This window comes from Actinomycetospora sp. 2LY8.5 (assembly GCF_057180585.1).
Window position 1 is genome coordinate 1 of the sequence record NZ_JBXUHE010000026.1, and the last position, 24,153, is coordinate 24,153.

The 24,153-nt window shown below is 73.4% G+C and carries 25 protein-coding genes; 13 read left to right on the forward strand and 12 right to left on the reverse strand.

Annotated elements, in window-relative coordinates:
* The coding region (locus AC2A1K_RS23435) for an integrase core domain-containing protein (RefSeq protein WP_483898745.1) at positions 1-212 on the forward strand (212 nt) is incomplete at its 5' end.
* A 13-nt stretch (positions 213-225) separates the two neighbouring features.
* On the opposite strand, the gene AC2A1K_RS23440 is transcribed toward AC2A1K_RS23435, so the two are convergent.
* Positions 226-747, reverse strand: a complete 522-nt coding sequence (locus AC2A1K_RS23440; protein ID WP_483898746.1) for a hypothetical protein — start codon at positions 745-747, stop codon at positions 226-228.
* Between the two features lie 128 nt (positions 748-875).
* Between AC2A1K_RS23440 and AC2A1K_RS23445 the strand changes: the two genes are divergently transcribed.
* Positions 876-1,649, forward strand: coding sequence for an SIR2 family NAD-dependent protein deacylase (locus AC2A1K_RS23445; protein WP_483898747.1), 774 nt, complete (start codon positions 876-878; stop codon positions 1,647-1,649).
* Positions 1,650-1,662: 13 nt separating this feature from the next.
* Here AC2A1K_RS23445 and AC2A1K_RS23450 read toward each other — a convergent pair whose 3' ends face one another.
* Entirely contained in the window at positions 1,663-2,853 is a 1,191-nt protein-coding gene (locus AC2A1K_RS23450; RefSeq protein ID WP_483898748.1) for an FAD binding domain-containing protein, read from the reverse strand.
* 13 nt (positions 2,854-2,866) lie between these two features.
* On the reverse strand, positions 2,867-3,394 hold the full coding sequence (locus AC2A1K_RS23455; RefSeq protein WP_483898749.1) for a pyridoxamine 5'-phosphate oxidase family protein: 528 nt from the start codon (positions 3,392-3,394) through the stop codon (positions 2,867-2,869).
* Positions 3,395-3,494: 100 nt separating this feature from the next.
* Here AC2A1K_RS23455 and AC2A1K_RS23460 point away from each other — a divergent pair, with 100 nt between their 5' ends.
* From AC2A1K_RS23460 to AC2A1K_RS23500, 9 genes are all read left to right on the forward strand, one after another.
* Positions 3,495-5,054, forward strand: a complete 1,560-nt coding sequence (locus AC2A1K_RS23460; RefSeq protein ID WP_483898750.1) for a thiamine pyrophosphate-binding protein — start codon at positions 3,495-3,497, stop codon at positions 5,052-5,054.
* A gap of 205 nt (positions 5,055-5,259) precedes the next feature.
* Complete coding sequence (locus tag AC2A1K_RS23465) at positions 5,260-5,781, forward strand: hypothetical protein (protein WP_483898751.1); 522 nt, start codon at positions 5,260-5,262, stop codon at positions 5,779-5,781.
* A 114-nt stretch (positions 5,782-5,895) separates the two neighbouring features.
* Positions 5,896-6,036, forward strand: a complete 141-nt coding sequence (locus AC2A1K_RS23470; RefSeq protein WP_483898752.1) for a hypothetical protein — start codon at positions 5,896-5,898, stop codon at positions 6,034-6,036.
* A 316-nt stretch (positions 6,037-6,352) separates the two neighbouring features.
* Positions 6,353-7,495, forward strand: coding sequence for an acetyl-CoA C-acetyltransferase (locus AC2A1K_RS23475; protein WP_483898839.1), 1,143 nt, complete (start codon positions 6,353-6,355; stop codon positions 7,493-7,495).
* A gap of 14 nt (positions 7,496-7,509) precedes the next feature.
* Positions 7,510-8,295 (forward strand): SDR family oxidoreductase, encoded by a 786-nt coding sequence (locus AC2A1K_RS23480; protein ID WP_483898753.1) that lies wholly within the window; start codon positions 7,510-7,512, stop codon positions 8,293-8,295.
* A gap of 95 nt (positions 8,296-8,390) precedes the next feature.
* Positions 8,391-9,011 carry a maleylpyruvate isomerase family mycothiol-dependent enzyme gene (locus tag AC2A1K_RS23485; RefSeq protein WP_483898754.1) on the forward strand — a complete coding sequence of 207 codons (621 nt, stop codon included), beginning with the start codon at positions 8,391-8,393 and terminating at the stop codon, positions 9,009-9,011.
* A gap of 165 nt (positions 9,012-9,176) precedes the next feature.
* Positions 9,177-10,760 carry an NCS1 family nucleobase:cation symporter-1 gene (locus AC2A1K_RS23490; protein WP_483898755.1) on the forward strand — a complete coding sequence of 528 codons (1,584 nt, stop codon included), beginning with the start codon at positions 9,177-9,179 and terminating at the stop codon, positions 10,758-10,760.
* A 10-nt stretch (positions 10,761-10,770) separates the two neighbouring features.
* Positions 10,771-11,490, forward strand: a complete 720-nt coding sequence (locus AC2A1K_RS23495) for a mycothiol-dependent nitroreductase Rv2466c family protein (protein ID WP_483898756.1) — start codon at positions 10,771-10,773, stop codon at positions 11,488-11,490.
* An 11-nt stretch (positions 11,491-11,501) separates the two neighbouring features.
* Positions 11,502-12,194: an aspartate/glutamate racemase family protein gene (locus AC2A1K_RS23500; RefSeq protein WP_483898757.1), complete on the forward strand. Its 693-nt coding sequence runs from the start codon at positions 11,502-11,504 to the stop codon at positions 12,192-12,194.
* Between the two features lie 35 nt (positions 12,195-12,229).
* On the opposite strand, the gene AC2A1K_RS23505 is transcribed toward AC2A1K_RS23500, so the two are convergent.
* Positions 12,230-13,291, reverse strand: a complete 1,062-nt coding sequence (locus tag AC2A1K_RS23505) for an NYN domain-containing protein (protein ID WP_483898758.1) — start codon at positions 13,289-13,291, stop codon at positions 12,230-12,232.
* 111 nt (positions 13,292-13,402) lie between these two features.
* Here AC2A1K_RS23505 and AC2A1K_RS23510 point away from each other — a divergent pair, with 111 nt between their 5' ends.
* Together AC2A1K_RS23510 and AC2A1K_RS23515 are read left to right on the forward strand one after the other, a co-directional pair.
* A complete protein-coding gene (locus tag AC2A1K_RS23510; RefSeq protein ID WP_483898759.1) occupies positions 13,403-14,434 on the forward strand; it encodes a 2,5-dihydroxypyridine 5,6-dioxygenase NicX family protein in 1,032 nt (343 codons plus the stop codon).
* Positions 14,431-15,213, forward strand: coding sequence for a maleate cis-trans isomerase family protein (locus AC2A1K_RS23515; protein WP_483898760.1), 783 nt, complete (start codon positions 14,431-14,433; stop codon positions 15,211-15,213). The genes AC2A1K_RS23510 and AC2A1K_RS23515 overlap by 4 nt, the downstream gene beginning before the upstream one ends.
* A gap of 146 nt (positions 15,214-15,359) precedes the next feature.
* Here AC2A1K_RS23515 and AC2A1K_RS23520 read toward each other — a convergent pair whose 3' ends face one another.
* The 8 genes from AC2A1K_RS23520 to AC2A1K_RS23555 all read right to left on the reverse strand — a co-directional run bounded on the left by AC2A1K_RS23520 (position 15,360) and on the right by AC2A1K_RS23555 (position 24,149).
* Positions 15,360-16,217: an alpha/beta fold hydrolase gene (locus tag AC2A1K_RS23520; RefSeq protein WP_483898761.1), complete on the reverse strand. Its 858-nt coding sequence runs from the start codon at positions 16,215-16,217 to the stop codon at positions 15,360-15,362.
* The gene (locus AC2A1K_RS23525) at positions 16,214-16,882 is read right to left on the reverse strand and encodes an isochorismatase family protein (protein WP_483898762.1); all 669 of its coding nucleotides are present in this window, start codon (positions 16,880-16,882) and stop codon (positions 16,214-16,216) included. The genes AC2A1K_RS23520 and AC2A1K_RS23525 overlap by 4 nt, the downstream gene beginning before the upstream one ends.
* Entirely contained in the window at positions 16,872-17,561 is a 690-nt protein-coding gene (locus AC2A1K_RS23530; protein ID WP_483898763.1) for an SRPBCC family protein, read from the reverse strand. The genes AC2A1K_RS23525 and AC2A1K_RS23530 overlap by 11 nt, the downstream gene beginning before the upstream one ends.
* On the reverse strand, positions 17,558-18,049 hold the full coding sequence (locus AC2A1K_RS23535; protein WP_483898764.1) for a (2Fe-2S)-binding protein: 492 nt from the start codon (positions 18,047-18,049) through the stop codon (positions 17,558-17,560). The genes AC2A1K_RS23530 and AC2A1K_RS23535 overlap by 4 nt, the downstream gene beginning before the upstream one ends.
* Positions 18,046-20,427, reverse strand: a complete 2,382-nt coding sequence (locus AC2A1K_RS23540; protein ID WP_483898840.1) for a xanthine dehydrogenase family protein molybdopterin-binding subunit — start codon at positions 20,425-20,427, stop codon at positions 18,046-18,048. The genes AC2A1K_RS23535 and AC2A1K_RS23540 overlap by 4 nt, the downstream gene beginning before the upstream one ends.
* A gap of 26 nt (positions 20,428-20,453) precedes the next feature.
* Entirely contained in the window at positions 20,454-21,320 is an 867-nt protein-coding gene (locus AC2A1K_RS23545) for an FAD binding domain-containing protein (protein ID WP_483898765.1), read from the reverse strand.
* A gap of 112 nt (positions 21,321-21,432) precedes the next feature.
* Positions 21,433-22,833 (reverse strand): MFS transporter, encoded by a 1,401-nt coding sequence (locus tag AC2A1K_RS23550; RefSeq protein ID WP_483898766.1) that lies wholly within the window; start codon positions 22,831-22,833, stop codon positions 21,433-21,435.
* A 47-nt stretch (positions 22,834-22,880) separates the two neighbouring features.
* On the reverse strand, positions 22,881-24,149 hold the full coding sequence (locus AC2A1K_RS23555) for an FAD-dependent monooxygenase (RefSeq protein ID WP_483898767.1): 1,269 nt from the start codon (positions 24,147-24,149) through the stop codon (positions 22,881-22,883).
* Positions 24,150-24,153 lie beyond the last annotated feature (4 nt).

A 24,153-nucleotide genomic window follows, 5' to 3' on the forward strand; every position in this document is an offset into this window, starting at 1 on the left:
AGAAGTTCATCAAGCCACGCTGCCCCTGGACCAACGGCAAGGTCGAACGGTTCAACCGCACCCTGGCCCGCGAGTGGGCCTACCGACGGCCCTACCCCAGCAACCAGGATCGCACCCTGGCCCTCGACGACTGGATCGAGTACTACAACACCCGACGCCCCCACACCGCCTGCCGCGGCCGAGCCCCGATCACCCGCCTGTCACCAACGTGACGGCCGAGTACACCTAGAACAGCTCGTGGACGCTCTCGGACTCGGCCGGGATGCGCGACGACGGCACGTCGACCCGCCGCGCGTCCTGCGACGCCTCGAGCAGCGCCCGGTGGAAGCGGTCGATCTCCGGACCGCCGTCGGTCTCCACCACGCGCGAGCCGCGTTCGGTGGCGCCGACCGGCGTGCCGACGAGCTCGAGGCCGGGCTCGGCACCGTCGATGCGGGCGACCTCGAGCTGTCCGAGCCGGTGGAACGTGACCTGCGCGTCGGCGTCGGGCGCGTCGGGGTCGCGGTCGGTCACCACGAGCACGTCCGGCGTGAGCAGCAGCTCGGTGGCGCGGCGGCGCTGCCGGCCCCGGCCGAACCAGCCGGTCGTGCCCGTGACCAGCTCGGTGCGCACGGCGTGCGTCACCTCGGGCAGCGGGTCGCGGTAGAGCTCGCGCGTCGTGGCCTGCTCCTTGATGAGCGAGATGACGGCGGTCGGCAGGCTGTGCACACCGATGACTCGGGCCGACGACTGACGGTGGGTCCCCACGACACCCTCCCCCTGCACGCCGGAGCCGGGGGTCCGTCACCCGGAGGTGCTCACGACGTCGCATGGGTGAGTTCGGGAGGAATGAAGTGCGTGTTACAGCCGACGCCCGGACGGGGGACAGGGGAGGCATGAGCCACGACCACGGCGACGACCTGGCACGGGCCGCCGGCCTCCTCGCCCGTGCGGCGCGCGTGACCGTGCTGACCGGAGCAGGCGTCTCGACCGATTCGGGTATTCCGGACTTCCGCGGCCCGCAGGGCGTGTGGACCCGTGACCCGGCAGCCGAGCGCCTCTCCTCGATCCAGGCCTACATCGAGGACCCGGAGGTGCGTCGCGAGGCGTGGCGCCAGCGCGCGGTGCACCCCGTCTGGGAGGCCCGTCCCGCTGCGGCGCACACGGCGCTGGTCGACCTCGAGCGCTCGGGACGGCTCGTCGCCCTGCTCACCCAGAACATCGACGAGCTGCACCAGGCGGCCGGCTCGTCGCCCGACGTCGTCGTCGAGCTGCACGGCACGATGCACCACACGCAGTGCCTGAGCTGCGGGGTCCGCGCGCCGATGGGCGAGGCGCTCGACCGCGTCGCTGCCGGCGAGGACGACCCGCCGTGCCCGCACTGCGGCGGCATCCTCACATCGGCGACGATCTCGTTCGGCCAGAACCTCGACACCGGCGTCATCCGGCGCGCCCAGCAGGCGGCCGCCGACACCGACGTCCTCCTCGCCGCCGGCACCTCGCTCGGCGTCCACCCGGCGGCCGGCGTCGTCGACCTCGCCGCGGCGGCCGGGGCCGCGGTCATCATCGTCAACGCCGAGCCGACCCCGTACGACGACATCGCGACGGTGGTGCTGCGCGGCGGAGTGGGCGAGATCCTCCCGCGGCTCGTCGTCGGGCTCAGCGCCTGACTCAGCGCCTGACTCAGCGCCCGGGTCCGTGCAGGCCGAAGATCAGGTCGGGGTCCGCGGGGTCCCAGGAGTTGTCCTGCTGCGAGCGGCGCCCGATGTCGCGGCAGCGCTCCAGGAGCGCCCGCCCGACCGCGAGCTGCCCGTCCTCCCACGCCGCGAGCGCTGCACCGACGTCGTCCTCGTCCATACCGTGGTCGCGCAGCGCGTCCGCCAGCGCCCACGCGTCGTCGGCGGCCTTGGCGGTGCCGGCCGCGGCGTGCGGGCGGACGGCGAACGCGGCGTCACCGAGCACCGCGATCCGTCCCGAGGTCATCGCGGGCACCTCGATGTCGTAGACGGCCTGCGCGAACGGCTGCTCGGCGCGCGTGACGACCTCGGCGATCGGCGGCGCGAGCTCGCGCCGCGCGACACCCCGGAACTCGTCGACCGCCTCCTCGGCGAGCATCCCCGGCGGCACCGACACCCGGCGCTCCTGCCCGTCGCGCCCGGCCAGCAGCCGATCCAGCGGCTCGCCGTCGGCGACGTTGCGGTACCAGACGAAGTTGGCCAGCCGCTCGCCCGGCACGGTCGTCCCGCCGGGCCCGGGGATCGGGTAGACGAGGACATGGCTGGCGGTGATCACCTGGTAGGTGATCGCGTCGCGGAGCTCGGCGAACGTCGCGTCGGTGAGCTCCCGCTCGGGCACGGTGCCGCGGTAGGCGACGTACCCGGCGTAGCGCGAGGTCGCGTCGGGGAAGAGCCGGTCGCGGGTGATCGAGTTGATGCCGTCGGCGGCGACGAGCAGGTCGACGTCCACCGTGGCGCCGTCGGCGAACGTCACACGCACGCCGCTGTCGTCGCCGGTGAACGCGGTCATCTCGCGGCCGAGGTGGTACCGGTCGGGCTCGAGCAGCGCCAGCAGCTCGCGGTAGATCGCGTTCCACGACGAGAAGCGGTAGCCGTGGTCGATCCGGTGGCGGCACGAGCCGTCCGGCCACAGGTAGCGGATCGCGGCCGTGCGTGAGCAGAACCCGTCCGGCTCGACGCCGCTGCGCTCGCGGAAGTAGCGCACGGTGGCGTCGAGCACCGCGATCCCCGCTCCGCGGGCGTCGAGCTCGGAGCGGGAGCGCTCGTAGACGTGCACCTCGGCGCCGAGGTCGCGCAGCAGCAGGGCGGCGGTGAGGCCGCCGATCGAGCCGCCGACGACGGCCACGCGCAGCGTCACGGTGGCAGGACGGTCACTGAGGCGGCACGCCGAACGTCGCGATCTTGTCGACGGAGAGCTCGAAGAGGATGCGGCTCTCGTTCACCGAGGCGTCGCGCAGCCCGTACTCGCCGTCGTCGCCGGTGTACTTGAGCCAGATGCGGTTGAGCTGGTCGGTGACCCGCTTGCCCTCGACGGGGTCGTCCTCGGCGATCTCGCGGCGCACGGTCGTCTTGATCGAGAGCCAGTGGTACGGGTCGTCGGGGTTCATCAGGAGGAACGTCGCGTGCGGGTTGACGCGCAGCCAGTCGACCTTCTTGCGGTGGTGCGCGAGGTTGAGCAGCACGAGCTCGCCCTCGTAGTCGAACCACACCGGCGTGAGGTTGGGCAGCCCGTCGCTGCCGAGCACGGCCACCGTCGCGGTGACGGGACGGTCGAGCAGCTGGCGGTAGGTCGGGTCGAGCTCGCCGAGGTGCCCGACGTCGTGCCGGTCGCCGACGGTGAACTGCCCGGGCTGCACGCCCTGCGAGACGTCCTTGATGTTGGCGACCTTGATGCTCACTCGGGGTCCTCCCGCAACGGTGGGGGCGCGATCCTCCAGGCCGAGCGTAGGTTGCGGTGATCGGGGGCACAACGATCCGTCGAGCGTGGTCAGGAGTTCCGTGACGGCACGATCACTGGCGGTCGATCTCGCCCGGGCCTGGCGGGCAGCGGGCACGTCGGTGCTCTTCGGCGTGCCCGGCGGAGGGGCGAACCTCGACACCGTCGGGGCGGCCGAGCAGGAGGGCCTGCGCTTCGTCCTCGCCCACGACGAGACCGCCGCGGCGATCATGGCCGGGGCGCACGGCCTGCTCACCGGCACCGCGGGAGCCGCGGTGGTGACCCGCGGGCCGGGCGTCACGGCCGCCGCGACGGGGCTTGCGCAGGCCACCCTCGACCGGTCGCCGCTGGTGCTGGTCAGCGACGTCGTGCCGCAGCGGGCGGCGGCGCGAGTCGCCCACCAGCGCCTCGACCAGGAGGCGACCACCCGGCCGCTGGCCAAGTGGTCGGGCACGCTCGGGATGCGGGAGCCCGGCACCGTGGCCGAAGCCGCGATCGCCCTCGCGCGCCGGGGACCGGCCGGCGGCGTGCACCTCCAGCTCGACCCGACCTCCGACGGCGGACCGCCGCCGGAGCCCGGCCCCCGCCCGTGCCTCGACGAGGACGCCCTGGACCGGGCGTTCGCGCTCGTCCGCCGGGCCCGGCGCCCGGTGGTGCTGGTCGGACTCGCCGGCGTCGACGCGCCGGGTCTCTCGCGTCTCGCCGAGAGCGGCGTGCCCGTGCTGTGCACCTACCAGGCCAAGGGTGCGGTCCCCGACGACGCGGGCGCCGGGCTGTTCACCGGCGGTGTCCTCGAGCGGCCGCTGCTGGAGGCCGCCGACGTCGTGCTCGCCGTCGGCGTCGACCCCGTCGAACCGATCCCGTCCGCGTGGACCGAGGACGCACCGGTGGTGATGCTGCACCCCGACCCCGTCGACGGGCAGTGGTTCGGCGCGCCGGAGATCGTCGTCGGGCCGCTCGGACGGACCGTGCCGGCCGTGCTCGAGGTCCTGGACCACCGCTGGGAGCCCGGGATCGCCGCCGAACACCGCCGCCGCGCCCTCGCCGCCCTCGAGCCCGCCGAGCCGGGCTTCACACCCCACGACGTCGTCCGCGCCGTGGCGCAGCGGGCGACCCCGGCGACGACGCTGACCGTCGACGCCGGCGCCCACATGCTCGTGGCGATGCCGCTGTGGCGGGCGTCCGCCCCGCGTCGCGTGCTGATCTCGAACGGGCTCGCCACGATGGGGTTCGCCCTGCCGGCCGCGATCGGCGCCGCGCTCGCCCGCCCCGGCGAGCCGGTGGTGTGCTTCGTGGGCGACGGCGGGCTCGGCATGACCCTCGCCGAGCTCGAGACGGTGGTGCGCCTGGACCTCGACGTCACCGTCGTCGTGTTCGACGACGCCGCCCTGAGCCTGATCGAGATCAAGCAGACCGCCGGCCAGGGCGCGGCGGGAGCGGTGCGCTACGGCGCGATCGACTTCGCCGCGGTGGCCCGGGCCGTGGGGATGCCGGCCGACACCGTCACCTCACGCGGCGAGCTGGACGGCGTCCTGGCCCGCGCGGGGCGTGGTCCGCGTCTCGTCGACGCGCGGATCGACCCCGGGTGCTACGCCGCCGTCCTCGCGGCGACACGGGGCTGACCGCTCGGCGCCCTACGTCCTTCAGCACCCGCGGGATCGGCACCGGCGGCACCACGATGTCGCCGCGGGACGACGAGCAGCCCGATCGCGGGCATGGTCATCGGGCCCGGGTGACCGGACACGCGCGGATCCTAGCGGTCCGGACGTCGGCGGAACGATCCGTCCACGCTGTGCGCGCGGACGGTCACAGGCGCACGATCGACCCATGACCACTGTCGACCTCGCCCAGGTGCCGCAGCGTCTCGCGACCGGCGCGTTCATCCTCAACTCCGGCCTCCAGAAGTGGGCCGGCGACGAGGAGACCGCCGCCGGGATTCACGGCTTCGCGTCGGGCACCTACCCCTTCCTCAAGGACGTCGACCCGCCCACCTTCCTCAAGGGCCTCGCCGTCGGGGAGATCGCCGTGGGCGGCGTGCTGCTCGCGCCGTTCGTCCCCGGCCGCGTCGCGGGCGTCGCGCTGACCGCGTTCTCCGCGGGCCTGCTCGGGCTCTACCTGCGCACGCCCGGCATGCACGACGGGAAGCTGCGGCCCACGCAGCAGGGCACGCCCATCGCCAAGGACATCTGGATGCTGGGCATCGGTACCGCGCTGGTGCTGGGCAACGGGCAGCGGCGCGCGGAGCGCAAGGCCGAGAAGCGCGCCGAGAAGGCCGTGCGGAAGGCCGAGAAGCGCGCCGCGCAGGCGGAGGCGAAGGTCGCGAAGGAGCAGAAGGCCTTGCAGGCCTGATCCACCGCACGAGACTGGGCGTGGTCGAGCAGCTCGAGGACCTGCGGCGGCGGACCCGCGCGCCACCTCGCCGACGGCTACGACGGCCGCTGGCTCAACGCCGCCGAGCTCAAGGTGCAGGACAGCAGCATCCTCGCGCCGGGAGCGGTCGACGCCCGGGCCCGGTGCCTGGCCGGCGCCGAGCCGTTCACCGTGCACGTCGATCTGTTCGAGAGCTATCTTGCCAAGATCTCCGAGAAGGACGCTGACCGGTGACCGACGCCCCACCCCGTCGTCCCGAGCCCGCGCAGTGCACCGAGGCGCTGGAGTCGCTGCGGTGGAGCGCGGGCTGATCGACCCCGCGGTGATGGACAAGGTCATCAAGACCTACGAGCAGGACGTACTAGCCGAGCACGAGCCACGGCGTCGGCGGCCTGCTCACCCCGCCCGACATCGCCCGCGCCCGTCGCCTCGTCCGCGCGGTCCGCGCGGCCGGTTGAGGATCCCGCTGGTGTCAGCGGCGTGGTGTCGCAGACACTGAGTGTCCGTAGGGCCACGCGCTCGATCGCTGCTGAGGAGAAACCACGTGCCCTTGACCGAGGCGTACATCGTCGACGCCGTCCGCACGCCGGTGGGGACGCGCAAGGGCGCGCTGGCCGACGTGCACCCCGCCGATCTCGGCGCCCACGCGCTCACCGCGCTCGTCGAGCGCACCGGCATCGACCCGGGTGCGGTCGAGGACGTGCTCATGGGCTGCGTGAGCCAGCTCGGCCCGCAGGCCGGGGTCGTCGGGCGCACGGCGTGGCTCTCGGCGGGCTTCCCCGAGCACGTCCCCGGGGTGACGATCAACCGCGCGTGCGGCTCCTCGCAGCAGGCCCTGCACTTCGCCGCCCAGGCCGTGCTCTCGGGCACGCAGGACGTGGTCATCGCCGCCGGCGTCGAGAACATGGCGATCGTCCCCATCGACGCCAACGCCGCGGTCCTCGAGCGCATGGGCACGCGCCGGGAGGGCCCGGGCTGGATCGAGCGCTACGGCGAGCAGGAGATCAGCCAGTTCCGCGGCGCCCAGCTCATCGCCGAGAAGTGGGATCTCCGCCGCCCCCAGCTCGAGGAGTTCGCCGTCGAGAGCCACCGCCGCGCGGCGCGGGCGGCCGACGAGGGCAGGTTCACCGACCAGATCGCCCCGCTGAACGGCCTCGACCGCGACGAGGGCGTCCGGCCCGACGCGAACGTCGCGAAAATGGCGACGCTCCCGCCGCTGCGCGAGGGCTACGAGCTCACCGCGGCCGTCTCCAGCCAGGTCTCGGTGGGTGCCGCCGCGCTGCTCGTCGTCTCCGAGGACGCCCTGCGCACCCACGACCTCACGCCGATCGCCAAGGTGACCACGCTGTCGGTGGTGGGGGAGGACCCCGTCTTCATGCTCACCGGCCCGATCCCCGCGACCCGCGACGTCCTGCGCCGCGCGAAGCTGACGATCGACGACATCGACCTCTTCGAGTGCAACGAGGCCTTCGCCCCCGTCGTGCTGGCCTGGGCCCGGGAGACCGGCGCGTCGCTGGAGCGCACCAACGTCAACGGCGGCGCCATCGCCACCGGCCACCCCCTGGGCGCCACCGGCGCGATCCTCGCGACCAAGCTCGTCCACGAGCTGCGCCGCACCGGCGGCACCCGCGGCCTGCAGACGATGTGCGAGGGCGGCGGCCAGTCCAACGCGACGATCATCGAGCGGGTCTGACAGGGTCCGCGCCCATGGACCTGCGTGATCGCGTCGCCGTCGTCACCGGCGCCGGCGGTGGCATCGGGGGCGCGCTCGTGGCCGCCCTGGCCGACGCCGGCGCCCGGGTGGCCGCCGTCGACCTCGACGCCCCGACCGTCGAGGGCGCGGCGATGGCGCGCGTCCTCGACGTCACCGACGCCGACGCCACCGCGGCCCTGCTCGCCGAAGTCGAGCGCGAGCTCGGGCCCGTCGACGTCTACCTGGCCAACGCGGGCGTCGCCGCGGGCACCGACCCGGTGGACACCCCCGACGAGCTGTGGGAGACGGTCCTCGGCGTCAACGTCCGCGCGCACATCACGGCCGCGAAGCTGCTGCTGCCCGGCTGGCTGGAGCGCGGCGAGGGCTACTTCGTCGCCACGGCGTCGGCGGCGGGGCTGCTCACGCAGATCGGGTCGGCGCCCTACGCGGTGAGCAAGCACGCGGCGGTCGCGTTCGCCGAGTGGCTCTCGGTGACCTACGGGTCGCGCGGCATCCGCGTCAGCACCCTGTGCCCGATGGGGGTCGCGACGCCGATGCTCGAGACGGCGGGCGGCGGCGAGACCGACGGGGGCCTGAGCTCGCTGGCCGCGAACACCGTGCGCGCCGCCGGCGAGGTACTCACCCCCGAGACGGTCGCCGCCGCCGTCGTCGAGGGGATCGGCCGCGAGGAGTTCCTGATCCTGCCGCACCCCGAGGTGCTGACGTTCTTCCGCCGCAAGGGCGAGGACTACGAGCGCTGGCTCGCCGGGATGCGCCGGCTGCAGGCCTCACTGGGCTGAACAGCGGAGCCGCGGCGAGGCGAGCTGGGAGTGAACTCGGATTCCACCAGCGTGGCGGTTCCATCACCGACGGTGACCGCGGACGATCGGATGGCATGACCGACAGTCGGGCGCTGGCCCAGGCCGAGCGCGCCGACCTCGCCGCGCTCCTCACCACCCTCACCCCCGAGCAGTGGGAGGCCCCCTCGCTCTGCACGAAGTGGCGCGTCCGCGACGTGGTCGCCCACGTCATCGGCTTCGACGTGCAGGGCATGACCGGGTACGTGCGGACGCTCGTGCTCGCCGGCGGCTCGCCGAACCGGGCCAACCAGCGCGCGGTCGCCCTCCGCGATCTCGACCCCTGGTGGCTCCTGGACCTCGTGAAGCGCTACCGGACCCCGGAGGGCATGACCGCCCGTTTCGGCTACCGCATCGCGCTCACCGACGGGGCGATCCACCACCAGGACATCCGCCGCCCGCTCGGCCTGCCGCGCGCGATCGAGCCCGAGCGTCTGCGGGCGATCCTCGACTTCGCGATGGTCTCCACGCCGATCCACGCGGCCGCCCGCACGCGCGGTCTGCGCCTGCAGGCCACCGACATCGACTGGCACCACGGGACGGGCCCGGAGGTCAGCGGCCCCGGGGAGTCCCTGCTCATGGCCGCCGCGGGGCGCGCCGACGCCCTCGAGGAGCTCGAGGGTCCGGGACGCGACACGCTCGCCCGGCGCGTCGGTTGAGCGGGCCGCCGCCGGGCGCGACGAGCTGGACGGCCCCGGCCGGTCGGTGCTCGCGGAGCGTGTCCACGCGTAACGTCCTCGTGAAGAGAGGCCGCCGCACCTCCCGCCGGGCGGCCTCGGGTTCCTAGCGTCCGAACCGACGCACCCACCCGGACGGGGGCACCCATGACCGACTCCCTCCCGCGCGGCGACGGCACGGCCGAGCAGCTCCCGGCGGCGCCGCCGGTCCGCCCGGGCTTCAGCGCCGGGCACGACGACCTCGTCGAGGCCGCCGGTCACCCGGTGGGCGGCGGCGTCGGCCGGGAGGGGTACGACGAACGCCTGACGAACGAGGACCTGGCGCCGCTGCGTGAGCAGCACTGGGGTTCGTACAACTTCTTCGCGTTCTGGATGTCCGACGTGCACTCCGTCGGCGGCTACATCACCGCCGGCAGCCTGTTCGCGCTCGGGCTCGCGGCATGGCAGGTGTTCGTCGCGCTGATCGTCGGCATCGGGATCGTCTACGTGCTCTGCAACCTCGTCGCCCGCCCGAGCCAGGCCACGGGCACGCCGTACCCGGTCATCTGCCGGACGTCGTTCGGCGTGCTCGGCGCGAACATCCCGGCGATCATCCGCGGGCTCATCGCCGTCGCCTGGTACGGCATCCAGACCTACCTCGCGTCGGCGTCGCTCGTGGTCGTGGCGCTCAAGCTCTGGCCGGGCCTCGCGCCCTACGCCGACGACGCCACCGGCTTCACCGGCCTGTCGGCACTCGGGTGGGTCGCGTTCGGACTGATGTGGGTGCTGCAGGCCCTCGTGTTCTGGAAGGGCATGGAGGCGATCCGCAGGTTCATCGACTTCTGCGGCCCCGCCGTCTACGTCGTCATGTTCCTGCTCGCCGGCTATCTCGTCGTCGAGGCCGGGCCGTCGAACATCGACCTGAACCTCTCGGAGGATCTGGTCACCGGCTGGGCTGTGCTCCCGGTGATGCTCACGGCGATCGCGCTGATCGTCTCCTACTTCTCCGGCCCGATGCTCAACTACGGCGACTTCACCCGCTACGGCAAGTCGTTCGCCGCGGTCCGGAAGGGCAACTTCCTGGGCCTGCCGCTGAACTTCCTCGTGTTCGCGCTGCTCGTGGTGGTCACCGCCGCGGCGACGCAGCCGGTGTTCGGCGAGATGATCGACGACCCGGTGGAGACGGTCGCGCGCCTGGACTCGACCTTCGCCGTGGTGCTCGGCGCGCTCACATTCATGATCGCCACGATCGGCATCAACATCGTCGCGAACTTCGTCTCGCCCGCGTTCGACTTCTCCAACGTCAACCCCCGCAAGATCAGCTGGCGGACGGGCGGCATGATCGCGGCGGTCGGGTCGGTGCTGCTCACGCCGTGGAACCTCTACTCCAGCCCGGAGGTCATCCACTACACGCTCGACACCCTCGGCGCGTTCATCGGCCCGCTCTACGGTGTGCTGATCGCCGACTACTTCCTCGTCAAACGCCGGCGTCTGCACGTCGACGACATGTACACGCTGTCCCCGGCCGGCCGGTACCACTACCGCGGCGGCTACAACCCCGTGGCGATCGCCGCGACGGTGGTGGGCGCGGTCGGCGCGATGCTGCTGGTGCTGTTCGGCTCCAGCGACGCGGCGTCGTTCAGCTGGTTCGTCGGCGCGGGCCTCGCGTTCGCGCTGCACTGGGGCCTCTCGCGCCGCGCGGGCGACGTCCTGCCGGTCGAGGAGACGGCGGGGGAGACCACGCCGACCTAGGCTCCCGGCCGTGGATGTCCGCTTCTGGTTCGACCCGGTCTGCCCCTTCTGCTGGATGACGAGCAAATGGCTGCGCCTGGTGGCTCCGCAGCGCGACCTCGCCGTCGAGTGGCGCTTCATCTCGCTGTGGATGCTCAACGCGCAGGTGGACTACGACGCGCAGTTCCCGCCGGAGTACCGGGCGAGCCACACCGCCGGGCTGCGGATGCTGCGCGTCGCGGCCCGCGTCCGCGCCGAACACGGCCCGGAGGCCCTCGACCGGCTGCAGGAGGCGTTCGGCCGTCACGTCTTCGAGGTGAAGCTCCTGCCCGACACCGCCGAGGCGCGGGGAGCGCTCGGGTCGGGCGTGTTCGTCGGGGAGGTGCTGGCGGACGCCGGGCTGCCGACGTCGCTGGTCGAGTCCCTCGACGACACGACCTGGGACGCGGTCGTGCGGGCCGAGACGGACGAGGGCCTCGCCCTGACCGGGCGCGACGTCGGGACCCCGCTCATCCAGGTCGACCCGCCCGACGGGCTCGCGTTCTTCGGTCCGGTGATCAGCCGGATGCCGACCGAGGAGCAGGCCGGGGAGCTGTGGGACCACACCGTCGGGCTCGCACGGTTCCCGGGCTTCGCCGAGCTCAAGCGCAGCCTGCGCGAGCAGCCGCAGCTGCCGGCGTTCGGTGTGACCACCGACCAGGTCGGTGTCGTCGAGGACTGGCACGGCGGGAGCCGCCGCCAGCACCGCTGAGAGGGGACGTCGTGCGGCTGCAGGTGATCAACCCGAACACCACGGCGTCGATGACGGCGACGATCGCGGCCGCGGCGCGGTCGGTGGCCGCGCCGGACACCGAGGTCGCGGCGGTGACGTCGCCGCACGGTCCCACCGCGATCGAGAGCCACCACGACGAGGCCCTGGCGGTGCCGGGCCTGCTCGCGGCGCTCGACCCCGGCGCGGACGCGCACGTGATCGCCTGCTTCGGCGACCCGGGCCTGGACGCCGCCCGCGAGGTGGCCCGCGGCCCGGTGGTCGGCATCGCGGAGGCGGCCATGCGCACGGCGCTCTACCTCGGACGGTCGTTCTCGGTGGTCACGACGCTCGCCCGCACCGCCGGGCGGGCCGAGGAGCTCGCGCACCGGTACGGCACGGCGCACGCGTGCCGGCGGGTGCGGGCCTGCGAGGTGGCGGTGCTCGCGCTCGAGGACCCGGCGTCAGGGGCCCGCGAGAAGATCCTGCGCGAGTGCCGGGCCGCGGTCGCGCAGGACGAGGCGGACGTGGTGGTGCTGGGGTGCGCGGGCATGGCCGACCTCTGCGCGTCCCTGACCGCCGAGGTCGGTGTGCCGGTGCTCGACGGCGTCGCCGCGGCCACCCGCGCCGCCGAGTCGCTCGTCGCTCTCGGCGTCACCACCTCCCGGCGCAGCGAGTACGCCCCGCACCACCGGGCGAGGACGTGAGCGGACGGGTCGACGGTGGGATCACGCCGCGCTGGTCACGGCACGCGGAGCTGGTAGTCGCCGCGGCGCTCGTCCCATTCCATCGTCACGAGGTCGCGGGCGCGGGCCGCGCGGGCGAAGGACAGGAAGTTGGAGAACCCGTAGCGCTTCTCGGAGAACCCCGGCTCGCGCTTGCGGATCTGGTCCTTCAGCCCCGAGAGCTGGGGCGGGCCGCCGGCGGCCTGCAGGTCGCGGACGGTGGTCGCGAACAGCGCGAACGCCTCGTCCTCCGCCGACGCGCCCTCGGGGAACGCCACTTCGGGGTCGCCCGCCGCGGTCCCGGGGGCGAGGGCGAGGACGCCGCGGCTCTCGAGGTGGCGCAGCAGCTCGCCGAAGCCGCGGAAGCCCTGATCACCTTCGTCGAACGTCGGGTCCTTGCGCAGGATCGCGCGCTTGAGGGTCGAGGCGCGCACGGGGCCGTCGGTGGCGCGGGCGAGGCCGGCGAGCGTGCTGGTGACGACGGCGGCGAGGTCGGGGTCGGCCTCGTCGCCCGGTGCCTCCTCGGGCTCGGGCTCGACGGGCACGGGGTCCGGTGGCGGCGTGCGGCGGCGTGCCGGTCGGCTCGTCACCGCCCGCCCCTCGACACCGGGGAGGCGGTCGTAGAAGAGGAACTCGTCGCAGGCCGCCGGCAGGAGCTTCGACGTCGACGACTGCACGCCGATGCCGATGACGCGCTTGTCCATCTCGCGCAGCTTGTGCATCAGCGGCGTGAAGTCGGAGTCGCCGGTCCCGATCGCGAACGTCGTGACGAACCCGCGCTCGTACGCGAGCTCGATCGCGTCGACGGCCATCTTGATGTCGGCCGCGTTCTTGCGGGAGCCGCCGATGCGCTGCGGGATCTCGATCAGCTCGACCTGCGCGCGGGCGAGCAGGCGGCGGTCCTCGTCGAACGCCGACCAGTCGCCGTAGGCACGCCGGGTCACCACCCGGCCCCGCTCGGCCAGCGCGTCGGCGACCGGGCCGAAGTCGAACGGGGTGACGCCGAGCCCGTCGCGCGCACCGATCGCGAGGTTCTCGTAGTCGAGGAACAGGGCGATGCGTTCGTCCTCGGGAGCCACCGGGGCACCGTAGACCCTAGGCCGCGCGGCCCATCGGCGGTGACGATTGCGTTGCAGACCTTGCGTGCTCGGATAGTACGTGCTCGGATTTACACCGGAGGTGGTCGACCGATGGACCAGAACCTGTTCAACGACATCTGCCTGCAGCAGCTCACGCTCTGCGGGGTGCACGAGGGCGAGACCGTCGCCGTGCTGACCCGGGGTGCGGACCGCGGGGAGTACGCCGACGCGTTCCTGTGGGCCGCGCAGCAGCTCGGTGCGGCGACCTTCCACCTGCGGCTCCCGTCGCCGGCCAGCGCGTCGGGCGCGTGGGCGGTGGGCGACTCGGGGCTGGGGGACATCCCGCTCGCGGTGGAGGCCCTCAAGTCGGTCGACATGCTCGTCGACTGCACGTTCCTGCTGTTCTCGCCCGAGCAGTTCGCGATCCAGGACGCCGGTACCCGCATCCTCACCGCCGTCGAGCCGCCCGAGCTGCTCGCGCGTCTGATGCCGACCACCGAGCTGCGCGAGCGCGTCGAGTACGGCGCCGACCTGCTGGCCAAGGCCCAGTCGATGCGCATCACCAGCCCCGGGGGCACCGACGTCACCTACCGGCTCGGGGTCTACCCGACGCTGTCGGAGTACGGCTACACCGACACCCCCGGGCGCTGGGACCACTGGCCGGCCGCGTTCGTGTTCACCGGCGGCGCCGACGACGGCGTCGACGGGCAGATCGTGCTCTCGCCGGGTGACGTGCTGCTGCCGTTCAACACCTACGTGCAGACGCCGGTGACGCTGACGATCGAGCAGGGCTTCATCCGCGACATCCGTGGGGGTCTCGACGCGGAGCTGCTCGCGTCGTACATCAAGAGCTTCGACGACCCCCGCGGCTACGGGATGTCGCACGTCGGCTGGGGTCTCGACGAGCGCGCCCACTGGCACGGCCTGACCCAGTTCCCGGGCGGCATGGGCATGGAGCTGCGCAGCTTCTACGGCAACGTCATGTTCTCGATCGGCCCGAACAACGAGCTCGGCGGCCCGAACGACACGCCGTGCCACTTCGACATCCCGATGCGCGGCAACTCGCTCTACCTCGACGACGAGCTGATCGTCGACAATGGGGCGCTCACCGTCCCCGAGATGAAGCCGGTGTCGACGAGGTGACCGATCACCACATCGGGATGATCGTCCCGAGTTCCAACCTCACGATGGAGACCGAGCTCCCGCGCATGCTGGCCGCGCGGGAGCAGGTGCTCCCGGACGAACGGTTCGTCTTCCACGCCGCGCGGGCGCGCATGCAGCACGTGACGCCCGAGCAGCTGCAGGCCATGAACGCCCAGGCCACGCGCGCGGCGACCGAGCTCGCCGACGCCCGCCCGGACGTCGTGGCCACGGCGTGCCTGGTGGCGATCATGGCTCAGGGCCCCGGCTTCCACTGCACCGCCGAGGACGACATCACCGGCGCCCTGCGGGCCGAGGGCTCCTCGGCGCCGGTCGTCTCGTCGGCGGGGGCGCTGCTGTCGGGGATCGCGGCGCTGGGCGCTCGCCGGGTCGCCCTCGTGACGCCCTACATGAAGCCGCTGACGCAGGCCGTCGTCGACTACGTCACCGACGCCGGCATCGACGTCGTCGACGCCCTGTCGCTCGAGGTCCCCGACAACCTCGCGGTCGCCCGGCTCGACCCCGCCGACCTGCGGCAGCACTACAAGGAGCTCGACCTCACCGGCGCCGACGCCCTCGTGCTCTCGGCGTGCGTGCAGATGCCCTCGCTGCCGTCGATCGAGGCCGTGCAGGACGAGGTCGGCATCCCGGTGCTCTCCGCGGCCACGGCGACGACGTTCCGCATCCTGTCGTCGCTGGGCCTCGAGACCCGGGTGCCGGGTGCGGGTGCGCTCCTCTCGGGCACCGTCGCCGACCCGGGCGACGTCGCGCGCGCGGCCTGACCTCTCACGACGGCGCCCGCCCCGGACCAGGTCCGGGGCGGGCGCCGCCGTGTGCGTGGCGTGTATCGACGCGCGAGGGGCACGTTGTGCGTGACCGAGAGACCGTGGGCTCGCCCTGCCGAACGGCTGCTCGCGTCCGTGAAGTGTCAGAGCAGCGAGCGCAGGGCCTCGCGGGTCGCGGCGAGGGCGGCCGTGGGCTCGTCCCAGAACACCATGTGCCCGGTGCCCGGGACCTCGACGACGGACGCCTCCGGGTTGGCCTTCGCCGCCTCCTCCGCGCCCGCGGCGGTGACGACCGGGCTGTCGCCGCCGTGGATCAGCACGGTCGGGGCGGGCACCGAGGGCCAGGTGGCGAAGAAGTCCTCGGACTCGAAGCCCGCGTGGGTCGCGACGATCGCGTCCCGCGAGATCGAGCTCATCCAGTGCGCGCGCAGCTCCTGCTCGCGGCGGGGCCAGCGCGGCCACGACTGCGCGACCTCGTCGGCGTCGGTGCCCCGGCGGGCCTGGTCGAGCTGGCCGAGGAACGCCTCGAGGGTCGTCGGGTAGGGGCCGCGTCCGGGGCCGCTCATCGGGGGGTCGACGAGCACGGTGCCACGCAGGTCGAGGCGAGTGGCGGCGACGGCGGTGATCCGCGCGCCCATCGAGTGCCCGAGCACGATCGGCCGCTCGAGGACCAGCTGCTCGATCACCGCGGCGACGTCGGCGGCGTAGGTGTCGAGGTCGTAGGCGTCGGGGTCGGGAGCGCTGTCCGAGAACCCGCGCCCGCGCACGTCGAGCACCAGGGGGCGCACGAGGTCGGTGAGCTCGCGGGCGACGAAGTCCATGGCGATCGCCGGGCTCGTGATCCCCGGGACGATCAGCAGCGGCACCCCGTCGACGGGGCCGTGGTCGAGCACGTGCAGGCGCAGGTCGCCGGAGCGCACCCAGCGGCTCACCGCCGCGGTCTCGGCGAGGTCGGCGAGCGCAGGCTGCGTGAGGACGCGCTGTGCTGGGGATTCGGTCACCGATCGGCCTTCCGGAAGGGGTCGTCGAGGTAGGAGACGGCGTCGTCGAGGGTGACGACGTCGGCGTACTTGGCCTGCAGGTCGAACAGGGCGGCGTCGTGGGGGCCCTGCGCGCGGTCGCCGCAGGCCTCGGCGACGACGAGCGTGTCGAAGCCGGACTGCACCGCGTCGACGGCGGTGGCGCGCACGCAGCCGGACGTCGTGGCGCCGCAGACCACGGCGGTGTCGACGTGCAGGCCGGTGAGCAGTGCGGCCAGCGACGAGCCGTGGAACGCCGAGGCGCCCTTCTTGACGATCACGTGGTCGTCGGGGGACAGGCCGAGGCGCGCGTCGAGGGCGACGGCCTCGCTGCCCTCGCGCAGCGCACGGACGCCGGGCGCCTTGCGCAGCCACGCCACCGCGTCGCCGTCGGCCTCGGCGGGGGTGAACGCGACGACCGTGGCGATCACCGGGACGTCGCGGCGGTGCGCAGTCTCGATGAGCCGGGCGGCCGCGGCGACCTCGGCGGTCAGGTCGGCGCCGAGGTCGAAGCCGGGCTCGGTGAAGCCGCGGGTGAGGTCGACGACGACCAGCGCCGGGCGCGGGCCCCGGGGGACCGTGGCGCCGAAGCCGGCGCGGTCGTACACGGCGTCGGTGTCGGCCCCGTGCAGGCTGTCAGCGGTCACGTCGCAGCTCCTCGATCAGCATCTTCTGGCCTTTCAGGCGTCCGAGCAGGTAGCCCTGCACGACGCCGAACACCGCGGCGCCGGCGAGCGCGGCCCACCGGCCGGCGTGGGGTGGCAGGAGCATCGCGAGGCCGTCGAGCGCCTGGTCCTCGCTCGGCGTGTCGCGCGGCGAGGATGTGGTGATTCTGGCGTCAGACGCCAGCGATGCCGCATCGCTCGCACCGGAGGCGCCTGACCCGCCCGCGAGCTCGCCGGCGAGGTTGCGGGCGAACTGGTCGAGCAGGCGGCTCGAGACCGTCGTGATCGCGCCCTTCCCGAACTGCGCGATCTTGCCGCGGATGAGCAGGTCGGTGTGCAGGTCGAGGGTCGAGCCGCCGTCGGCCTCGGCCACCGAGAGCACGACGTCGGCCTCGGCGTCGCCCGCGCCGTGGGCGTCCGAAGCCCGCGCCGACAGGCGCAGGGTGCGCTGGTCGGGCACGACCTCGGTGAACCGCAGCGTGCCCGCGTACGCGGCGCTGATCGGGCCGACCTTGACCTTCACGCGACCGCGGTACGCCTCGCCCTCGCGGCCCTCGAGCGTCGCGCCGGGCAGGCAGCCCGCCACGCGCTCGACGTCGCCCAGCAGCGCGAACACCGCGTCCGGCGCGGCCGGCACGGTGAGGTGGTTGTCCAGGATCACGACGGGACCTCCTGACGACGCCGCGAGCACGCCGTCGCGTGCACCGCGTCGACGATGGTCTGGTAGCCGGTGCAGCGGCACAGGTTCGCCGAGAGCGCCTCGCGGATCTCCTCGCGACCGGCGTCCGGCGACTCGGCGAGCACACCCTCGGCCAGCATGAGGAACCCGGGCGTGCAGAACCCGCACTGCAGGCCGTGGTGATCGGAGAACGACTGCTGCAGGTCCGACAGCCGGCCCTCGGAGTCGAGCGACTCCACGGTGTGGACCTCGGCGCCCTCGGCCTGCACCGCGAACATCAGGCAGGCGCGGACCGGGGCGTCGTCGACGAGCACGGTGCACGCGCCGCACACCCCGTGCTCGCAGCCGACGTGGGTGCCGGTCAGGCGCAGGTCGTGGCGCAGGACGTCGGCGAGCGTGCGGCGGGGCTCGACGACGACCTCCTCCTCGCGCCCGTTGACCGTCAGCGACAGCAGATGCGGATCGTTCACAGCCCGCCCTCCAGAGCGCTCAGCACCGTCCGGGGATGGATCGGCGTGACGTCGAGCTCGACGCCGGTGTGGCGCAGCGCGTCGTTGACGGCGTTGAGCACCGCGGCGGGCGCGCCGATCGTGCCGCCCTCGCCGGCGCCCTTCGCCCCGTTCTCGGTGAACGCGCACGGCGTCTCGAGGTGCGAGATCGACACGTCGGGGATCTCGGCCGCGGTGGGCACGAGGTAGTCGATGAACGACGCCGCCGACGGCTCCCCGTGCTCGTCGTAGGTGACCTCCTCGAACAGCGCGCCCGCGATGCCCTGCGCGATCCCGCCGCGGCACTGCCCGTCGACGACCTTCGGGTGGATCACCACCCCGCAGTCCTCGACGCACACGTAGCGCAGGATGCGGATGGCCCCGGTGCCCCGGTCGGCCTCGACGACCACGGCGTGCGTGGCGTTCGAGAACGTCCCGTCGCCGGGGACGTCGAAGCTCGCGGTGGCGGTCAGGGTCGGCTCGACGTCCTTGGGCAGCAGGTGACTGCGCAGGTAGGCGACGTCGGCGATCTCCTCGTAGGTCAGTCGCCGCGACGGGTCGTCGAGCGCGACGACGCCGCCGTCGCCGTCGAGCGCGACGTTCTCGGGGCGGGTCTCCAGCAGGTGCGCGGCGATGCGGCACAGCAGCTCGCCGAGCCGCTCGGAGGCCAGCGCGACCGCGGAGCCGCCGATCGTCACCGACCGCGACGCGAACGTGCCCCACCCGTAGGCGATGCGCTCGGTGTCGCCCTGGCGCAGCTTGACCCGGGCGGCGTCGATGCCGAGACGGTCGGCGACGATCTGCGCGAACGTCGTCTCGTGCGACTGGCCGTGGTTCATCGTCCCGCTGGTGACGACCACCGCGCCGGTGGTGTCCATCCGGATCTCGGAGAGGTCGAAGCCGGGGACCACGGTCATCTTGCGCTTGGCGAACGCCTCGGACCCGTACCCGGTGCGCTCGGAGAAGCAGCAGAAGCCGATGCCGACGGTCCTGTCGCCGACGCTCCGCACGTCGTACCAGCCCTCGTCCCGGATCGTCGCCTCGGCGAGGTCGAGCGACTCGCGGTAGGTGCCCGGGTCGTAGGTGACGGCGTTGACGCCGGTGTACGGGAACTCGGTGATGACGTTGCGCCGACGCACCTCGACCGGGTCCAGGTCCAGGGCGCGCGCCGCCTTCTCCATGACCCGCTCGATCGCCATCACGTACTGCGGGCGGCTCACCCCGCGATACGGCGCGGTCGGGGCCTTGTTGCTGGTCAGCGCCCGCCCGCGCACGCGGTAGGCGGGCACCCGGTAGACGCTGGGCATCTCCGCGGACGCCATCAGCGGCTCGATGCCCGCGGTGAAGGGGTAGCAGGAGTACGCGCCCATGTCGCAGACGACGTCGACGTCGAGCGCGGTGATGTGCCCGTCGGCGTCGAACGCCGCGCGCGTGCGGTAGGTCTGCTCGCGGGCCAGGAAGCCGGCGGTCAGGGCCTCCCGCCGGTCCTCGATCCACTTCACGGGGCGGTGCAGCCGCTGCGCCACGGCCGCGACGGCGACCTCCTCGCGCCCGACCACGCACTTCTGGCCGAAGCCGCCGCCCATGTCCGGGACGGTCACGCGCACCGTGCGCTCGGGCACGGCGAGGCACCGCGCGACGAGCGTGCGGACCTGGTGGGGGACCTGCGTGCACGTCTGCACGAGCAGCTGGTCGTCGCGGGCGTCCCACGACGCGACGACCCCGCGCGTCTCCAGCGGCAGCGCGTTCTGCCGCCCGCTGTGCGTCGTCACCTCGACGGTCAGGTCGGCGCCGGAGAACGCCTCGTCCACGCCCGGCGTGTCGAACATCGACACGTCGAGCAGCACGTTCCCGGCCGCCTCGTCGTGGACCAGCGGTGCGCCCGGCGCGAAACCGCTCTCCTCGTCGACCACCGCGTCGAGCGCGGTGTGCTCCACGACCGCGGCCTCGATGCCGTCCTCGACCGCGTACGGGTCGCGCGCGATCACGATCGCCAGCGGCTCGCCGACGAACCGGATCCTGTCCTTGGCGAGGATCGGCATCGCCGTCGGCGTGAACTCCTCGGCGGGCCGGTCGAGCAGGGCGACGATGTCGCCGAGCGCCAGGTCCCGCGCGTCGTACGCGGCGACGACGCCCTCCACCGCCCGGGTGGCGGTCAGGTCGATCCCGGTGACGTGGGCGTGCGCGACGGTCGCGCGCACGAAGCCCGCGTGCAACATCCCGGGCAGGGCGATGTCGTCGACGAAACGGCCGCGGCCGGTGAGCAGGCGCGGGTCCTCGTGGCGGGGGATCGAGGCGCCGACCCAGCGGCCCCTCTTCCCGTCGAACGTGGGCCCCTCGCACCGCGGCTCGGAGTTCATGGTCCCGGTCGGCAGGTCCGTGGCCGTCATGGCGCGGCCTCCCGACAGGCATCGGCCACGAGCGTGCGCGTCAGCCGCCGGCGGTAGGCCGCGGTGGTGGTCGCGTCGTCCGGGGGGTCGACGGCCGCGGCGGCCGCGTCGGCGACGGCGGCCCAGAGCGCGTCGTCCGGCGTGCCACCGTGGGCGAGCACCGCCTCGGCCTCCGGCACCCGCACCGGGGCCGGCGCGACGCCGCCCAGGACGACCCGCCCGCCGGTGACGGCGTCCCCGGCGAGGTCGAGCGCCACGGCCGCGTCGACGATCGCGAAGTCGCCGTGGCGCCGGGCGAACTCGCACAGCGCGGCGTGCGGCGCGGGCCGGGTGAAGCGGACCTCGACGACGACCTCGTCGGGGTCGACGGCGGTGGCGTAGAAGCCGTGGAAGAGGTCGTCGGCGGGGATCTCGCGGCGCCCCGACGGGCCCTCGGCGACGACGACGGCGTCGAGGAGCAGCGCGAGCAGGCACCACTCGGCCGTCGCGTCCCCGTGCACGAGGCTGCCGGCGACCGTGCCGCGACTGCGGATCGGCAGGTGACCGACCCAGCGCATGGCGCGCGAGAGGACGGTCCAGGCGGGGGAGAGGCCGGCCGTCTCCACCGCGTGGTGGGTGACCAGCGCGCCGAGGGTCAGGGTGTCGTCCCGCTCGGTGATGGCCGTCATCGACGGCATCCGGCGCAGCGGGCCGAGGTCGACGAGCGCCGACGGGCGGGCGAGCCGGAAGTTCATCATCGGCATGAGGCTCTGCCCGCCCGCGATGACCTTGGGGTCACCGCCCGCCGCGGCGAGGTCGGTGAGCAGCGCGACGGCGTCGGCGACGTCGTGCGCGCGGTGGTAGGTGAACGCGGCGGGCTTCATGGCCCCGCGCCTCCTCTCGGGTGCGGAACGAGGATCCGGCGAAGGGCACCCTCGGCTCAACTAGCCGACCGAAGGTGCCCTTCGCTCAGTTCAGGCGTTGGTCAGACGGCGGTCACGCGCGCGTGCGCTCCGAGTCGGTCGCGGCCGGCCCGTCGGGCACGTCGGTGGTGATGCGGTCGAGCTCGCGGCCCGCGGTCTCCGGCGCGCCGACCCACATGAAGATCACGGCACCGACGACCAGCACACCGAGCAGGGTGAACGTCAGCGGCAGGCCCAGCACCGGCCAGAGCACGCTGCCGAACAGCAGCGGGGCGAAGCCGGTGATCGCGCGGCTCGACGACGACGCCCAGCCGAAGCCCGAGGCGCGCAGCTCGGTCGGGTAGAGCTCGGAGACGTAGGCGTACATGACCGGGATGACGATCAGCGCGAAGAGGCCGAAGGCTCCGATGGCGACGATCGCGGCGGTCGGCGCGCCGAGCAGCAGCGAGAACAGGACCAGCGTCGCGGCGGCGACCGGTCCGGAGATCGCGATGACCCGCTTGCGGCCGTAGCGGTCGACGACGAGCACGGAGATGGCGACACCGACGATGCCGAGCGCGTTCATCAGCGTGGTCGAGGCGAACGCGGCGATCTCGCCGAAGCCCTGGGCCCGCAGGATCGAGGGCATCCAGCTCAGGGCGGCGTAGTAGACGAGCATGACGGCGATGAACAGCGACCACGCGACGGCGGTGATGCGCGGGTTGAACGCCCAGACGCGGCGCAGCTGGTCGACGGCGGCGGCCGCGGCGCCACCGCGCTTGTCCTCGGCGACGGGGGCAGGGATGGAGTAGGGCTCCGGGGTGGCGCCGGTCCGGGCCACCATGTCGTCGATGACCGCCCGGGCCTCGGCCTCGCGACCCTTGCGGGAGAGGTAGAGCGGCGACTCCGGCACCCCGCGGCGGACCCAGAACAGCAGGAGCGCCGGCAGGATCATCAGCACGAGCATCCAGCGCCAGTTGCCCTCCACGGGCACGAGCAGCGTCGCCGAGACGCCGGCGAGCGTGGCACCGATCGGCCACCACCCGTCCATCGCGGCGAGCACGCGGCCGCGCTGCTTCTTCGGCGAGAACTCGCTGACGATCGCGTAGTCGACCGGGATACAGCCACCGAGGCCGACACCGGCGAGGAAGCGCAGCAGCAGGAAGATCTCGATGTTGGGCGAGAGCGCGCCGAGCACCGAGAAGAGCGCGAAGATCAACAGAGTGATGCTGAAGGCCTTCTTGCGCCCGATGCGGTCCGCGACCGTGCCCCAGGCGACGGCGCCGACGGCCATGCCGATGAGGTTCGCGGTGGCGACCAGGCCGCGCTGGGCGGGCGAGAGCCCGAACTCGGTGCCGATCAGCGGGGTGAGGAAGCCGTTGAGGGCGACGTCCCAGGCGTCGAACATGTAGCCGAGGCCGCCGATGAGGAAGATCTTTCCTTGGACGCCCCAGCGCCAGGGGAGGTCCTGGACGATCTGGTCTCCGGTGCGCATGCGTTCGCTCCCGTCGCGGGTGGTGTGGGGGTGTGTCGGTCCGCGCGTCAGCGGGCGAACTGGTAGTGGATGGACTCGGTGTCGTGGTCGCGCAGCGGGCTGCCGTTCCACAGCCAGTCGTACGAGACGTCGGACTCGCCGTCGAACCGACGTAGCTTGTCGTCGCGCTCGCGCTGCTCGGGGCCGTCGGGCAGGTGGTAGAACGCCATGTTCTGCAGCGAGGCGTCCTGCACCATCCCGGCGTGCTTGGCGCGGCGGTCCACGTAGCGCACGAGCGCGCCGTCGATGTCGTCGCGGGTCACCCGGCCGAGCTCCTCGGCGAGCACCGCGGCGTCCTCCATCGACTGCGACGCGCCCTGGGCCTGGTAGGGGAGCATCGCGTGGCAGGCGTCGCCGAGCAGCGCGACCCGGCCGTCGACCCACACCGGGTCGCGGCGGCGCCGGTACATCGCCCACAGCGAGACGTCCTCGGGCTTGGCCTTCGAGAGCATCGCGGGCACCCGGTCGTCCCAGTCGGCGAAGTCCGCGGCGAGCTGCTCCGGGGTGGCCGGGCCGCTCCAGTCGGCGGCGATCGTGTCGGTGCACGGCACGATCGCGACGACGTTGAGGTACTGGCCGCTGCGGATGACGTAGTGCACGAGGTGCTTGTCGGGGCCGTACCAGATCGTCGAGTGATAGCGGTCCATGAGGAAGCGCGTCGCGGGGTCCGCGGCGACGAGCTCGCCGGGGATCAGCGCGCGGTAGGCCATCTCGCCCGAGAAGACGAGCGAGTCGTCGAAGCCCGCGAGGTCGCGGACCGCGGAGCGGATGCCATCGGCCCCGATCAGCACGTCGCCGGCGAAGCGGCGGCCGTCCTCGGCGACCGCGACCGGGCGCGTCGGGTCGGTGCGGTCGAGCTCGGTGACCTTGGCGCCGGTGTGGAGCGCGACGACCGGGCCGGGACCCTCGGGGTCGGCGCAGGCGTCCAGCAGGACCCGGTGCAGGTCGGCGCGGTGGTAGTGCCAGTACGGGGCGCCGTACTGGTCGATCACCCGCTGCCCCAGGGGCAGCTGGGCGATGATGCTGCCGTCGGCCCAGCGGCGACGGACCTGGTCCTCGGGCTGGGTGCGGATCGCCTCGAGCTGCGGGCGCAGCCCGAGCCCGATGAGGACGCGGCTGGCGTTCGGCGCGGTCTGGATACCGGCGCCGATCTCGCCCAGCTCCGGCGCGGCCTCGACGACGGTGACGCGCGTGCCGCGCTGGCGCAGCGAGAGCGCCGCGCAGAGGCCGCCCAGACCTCCCCCGACGATGGTGACCTCGAACGACTGGCTCGCCATCTGG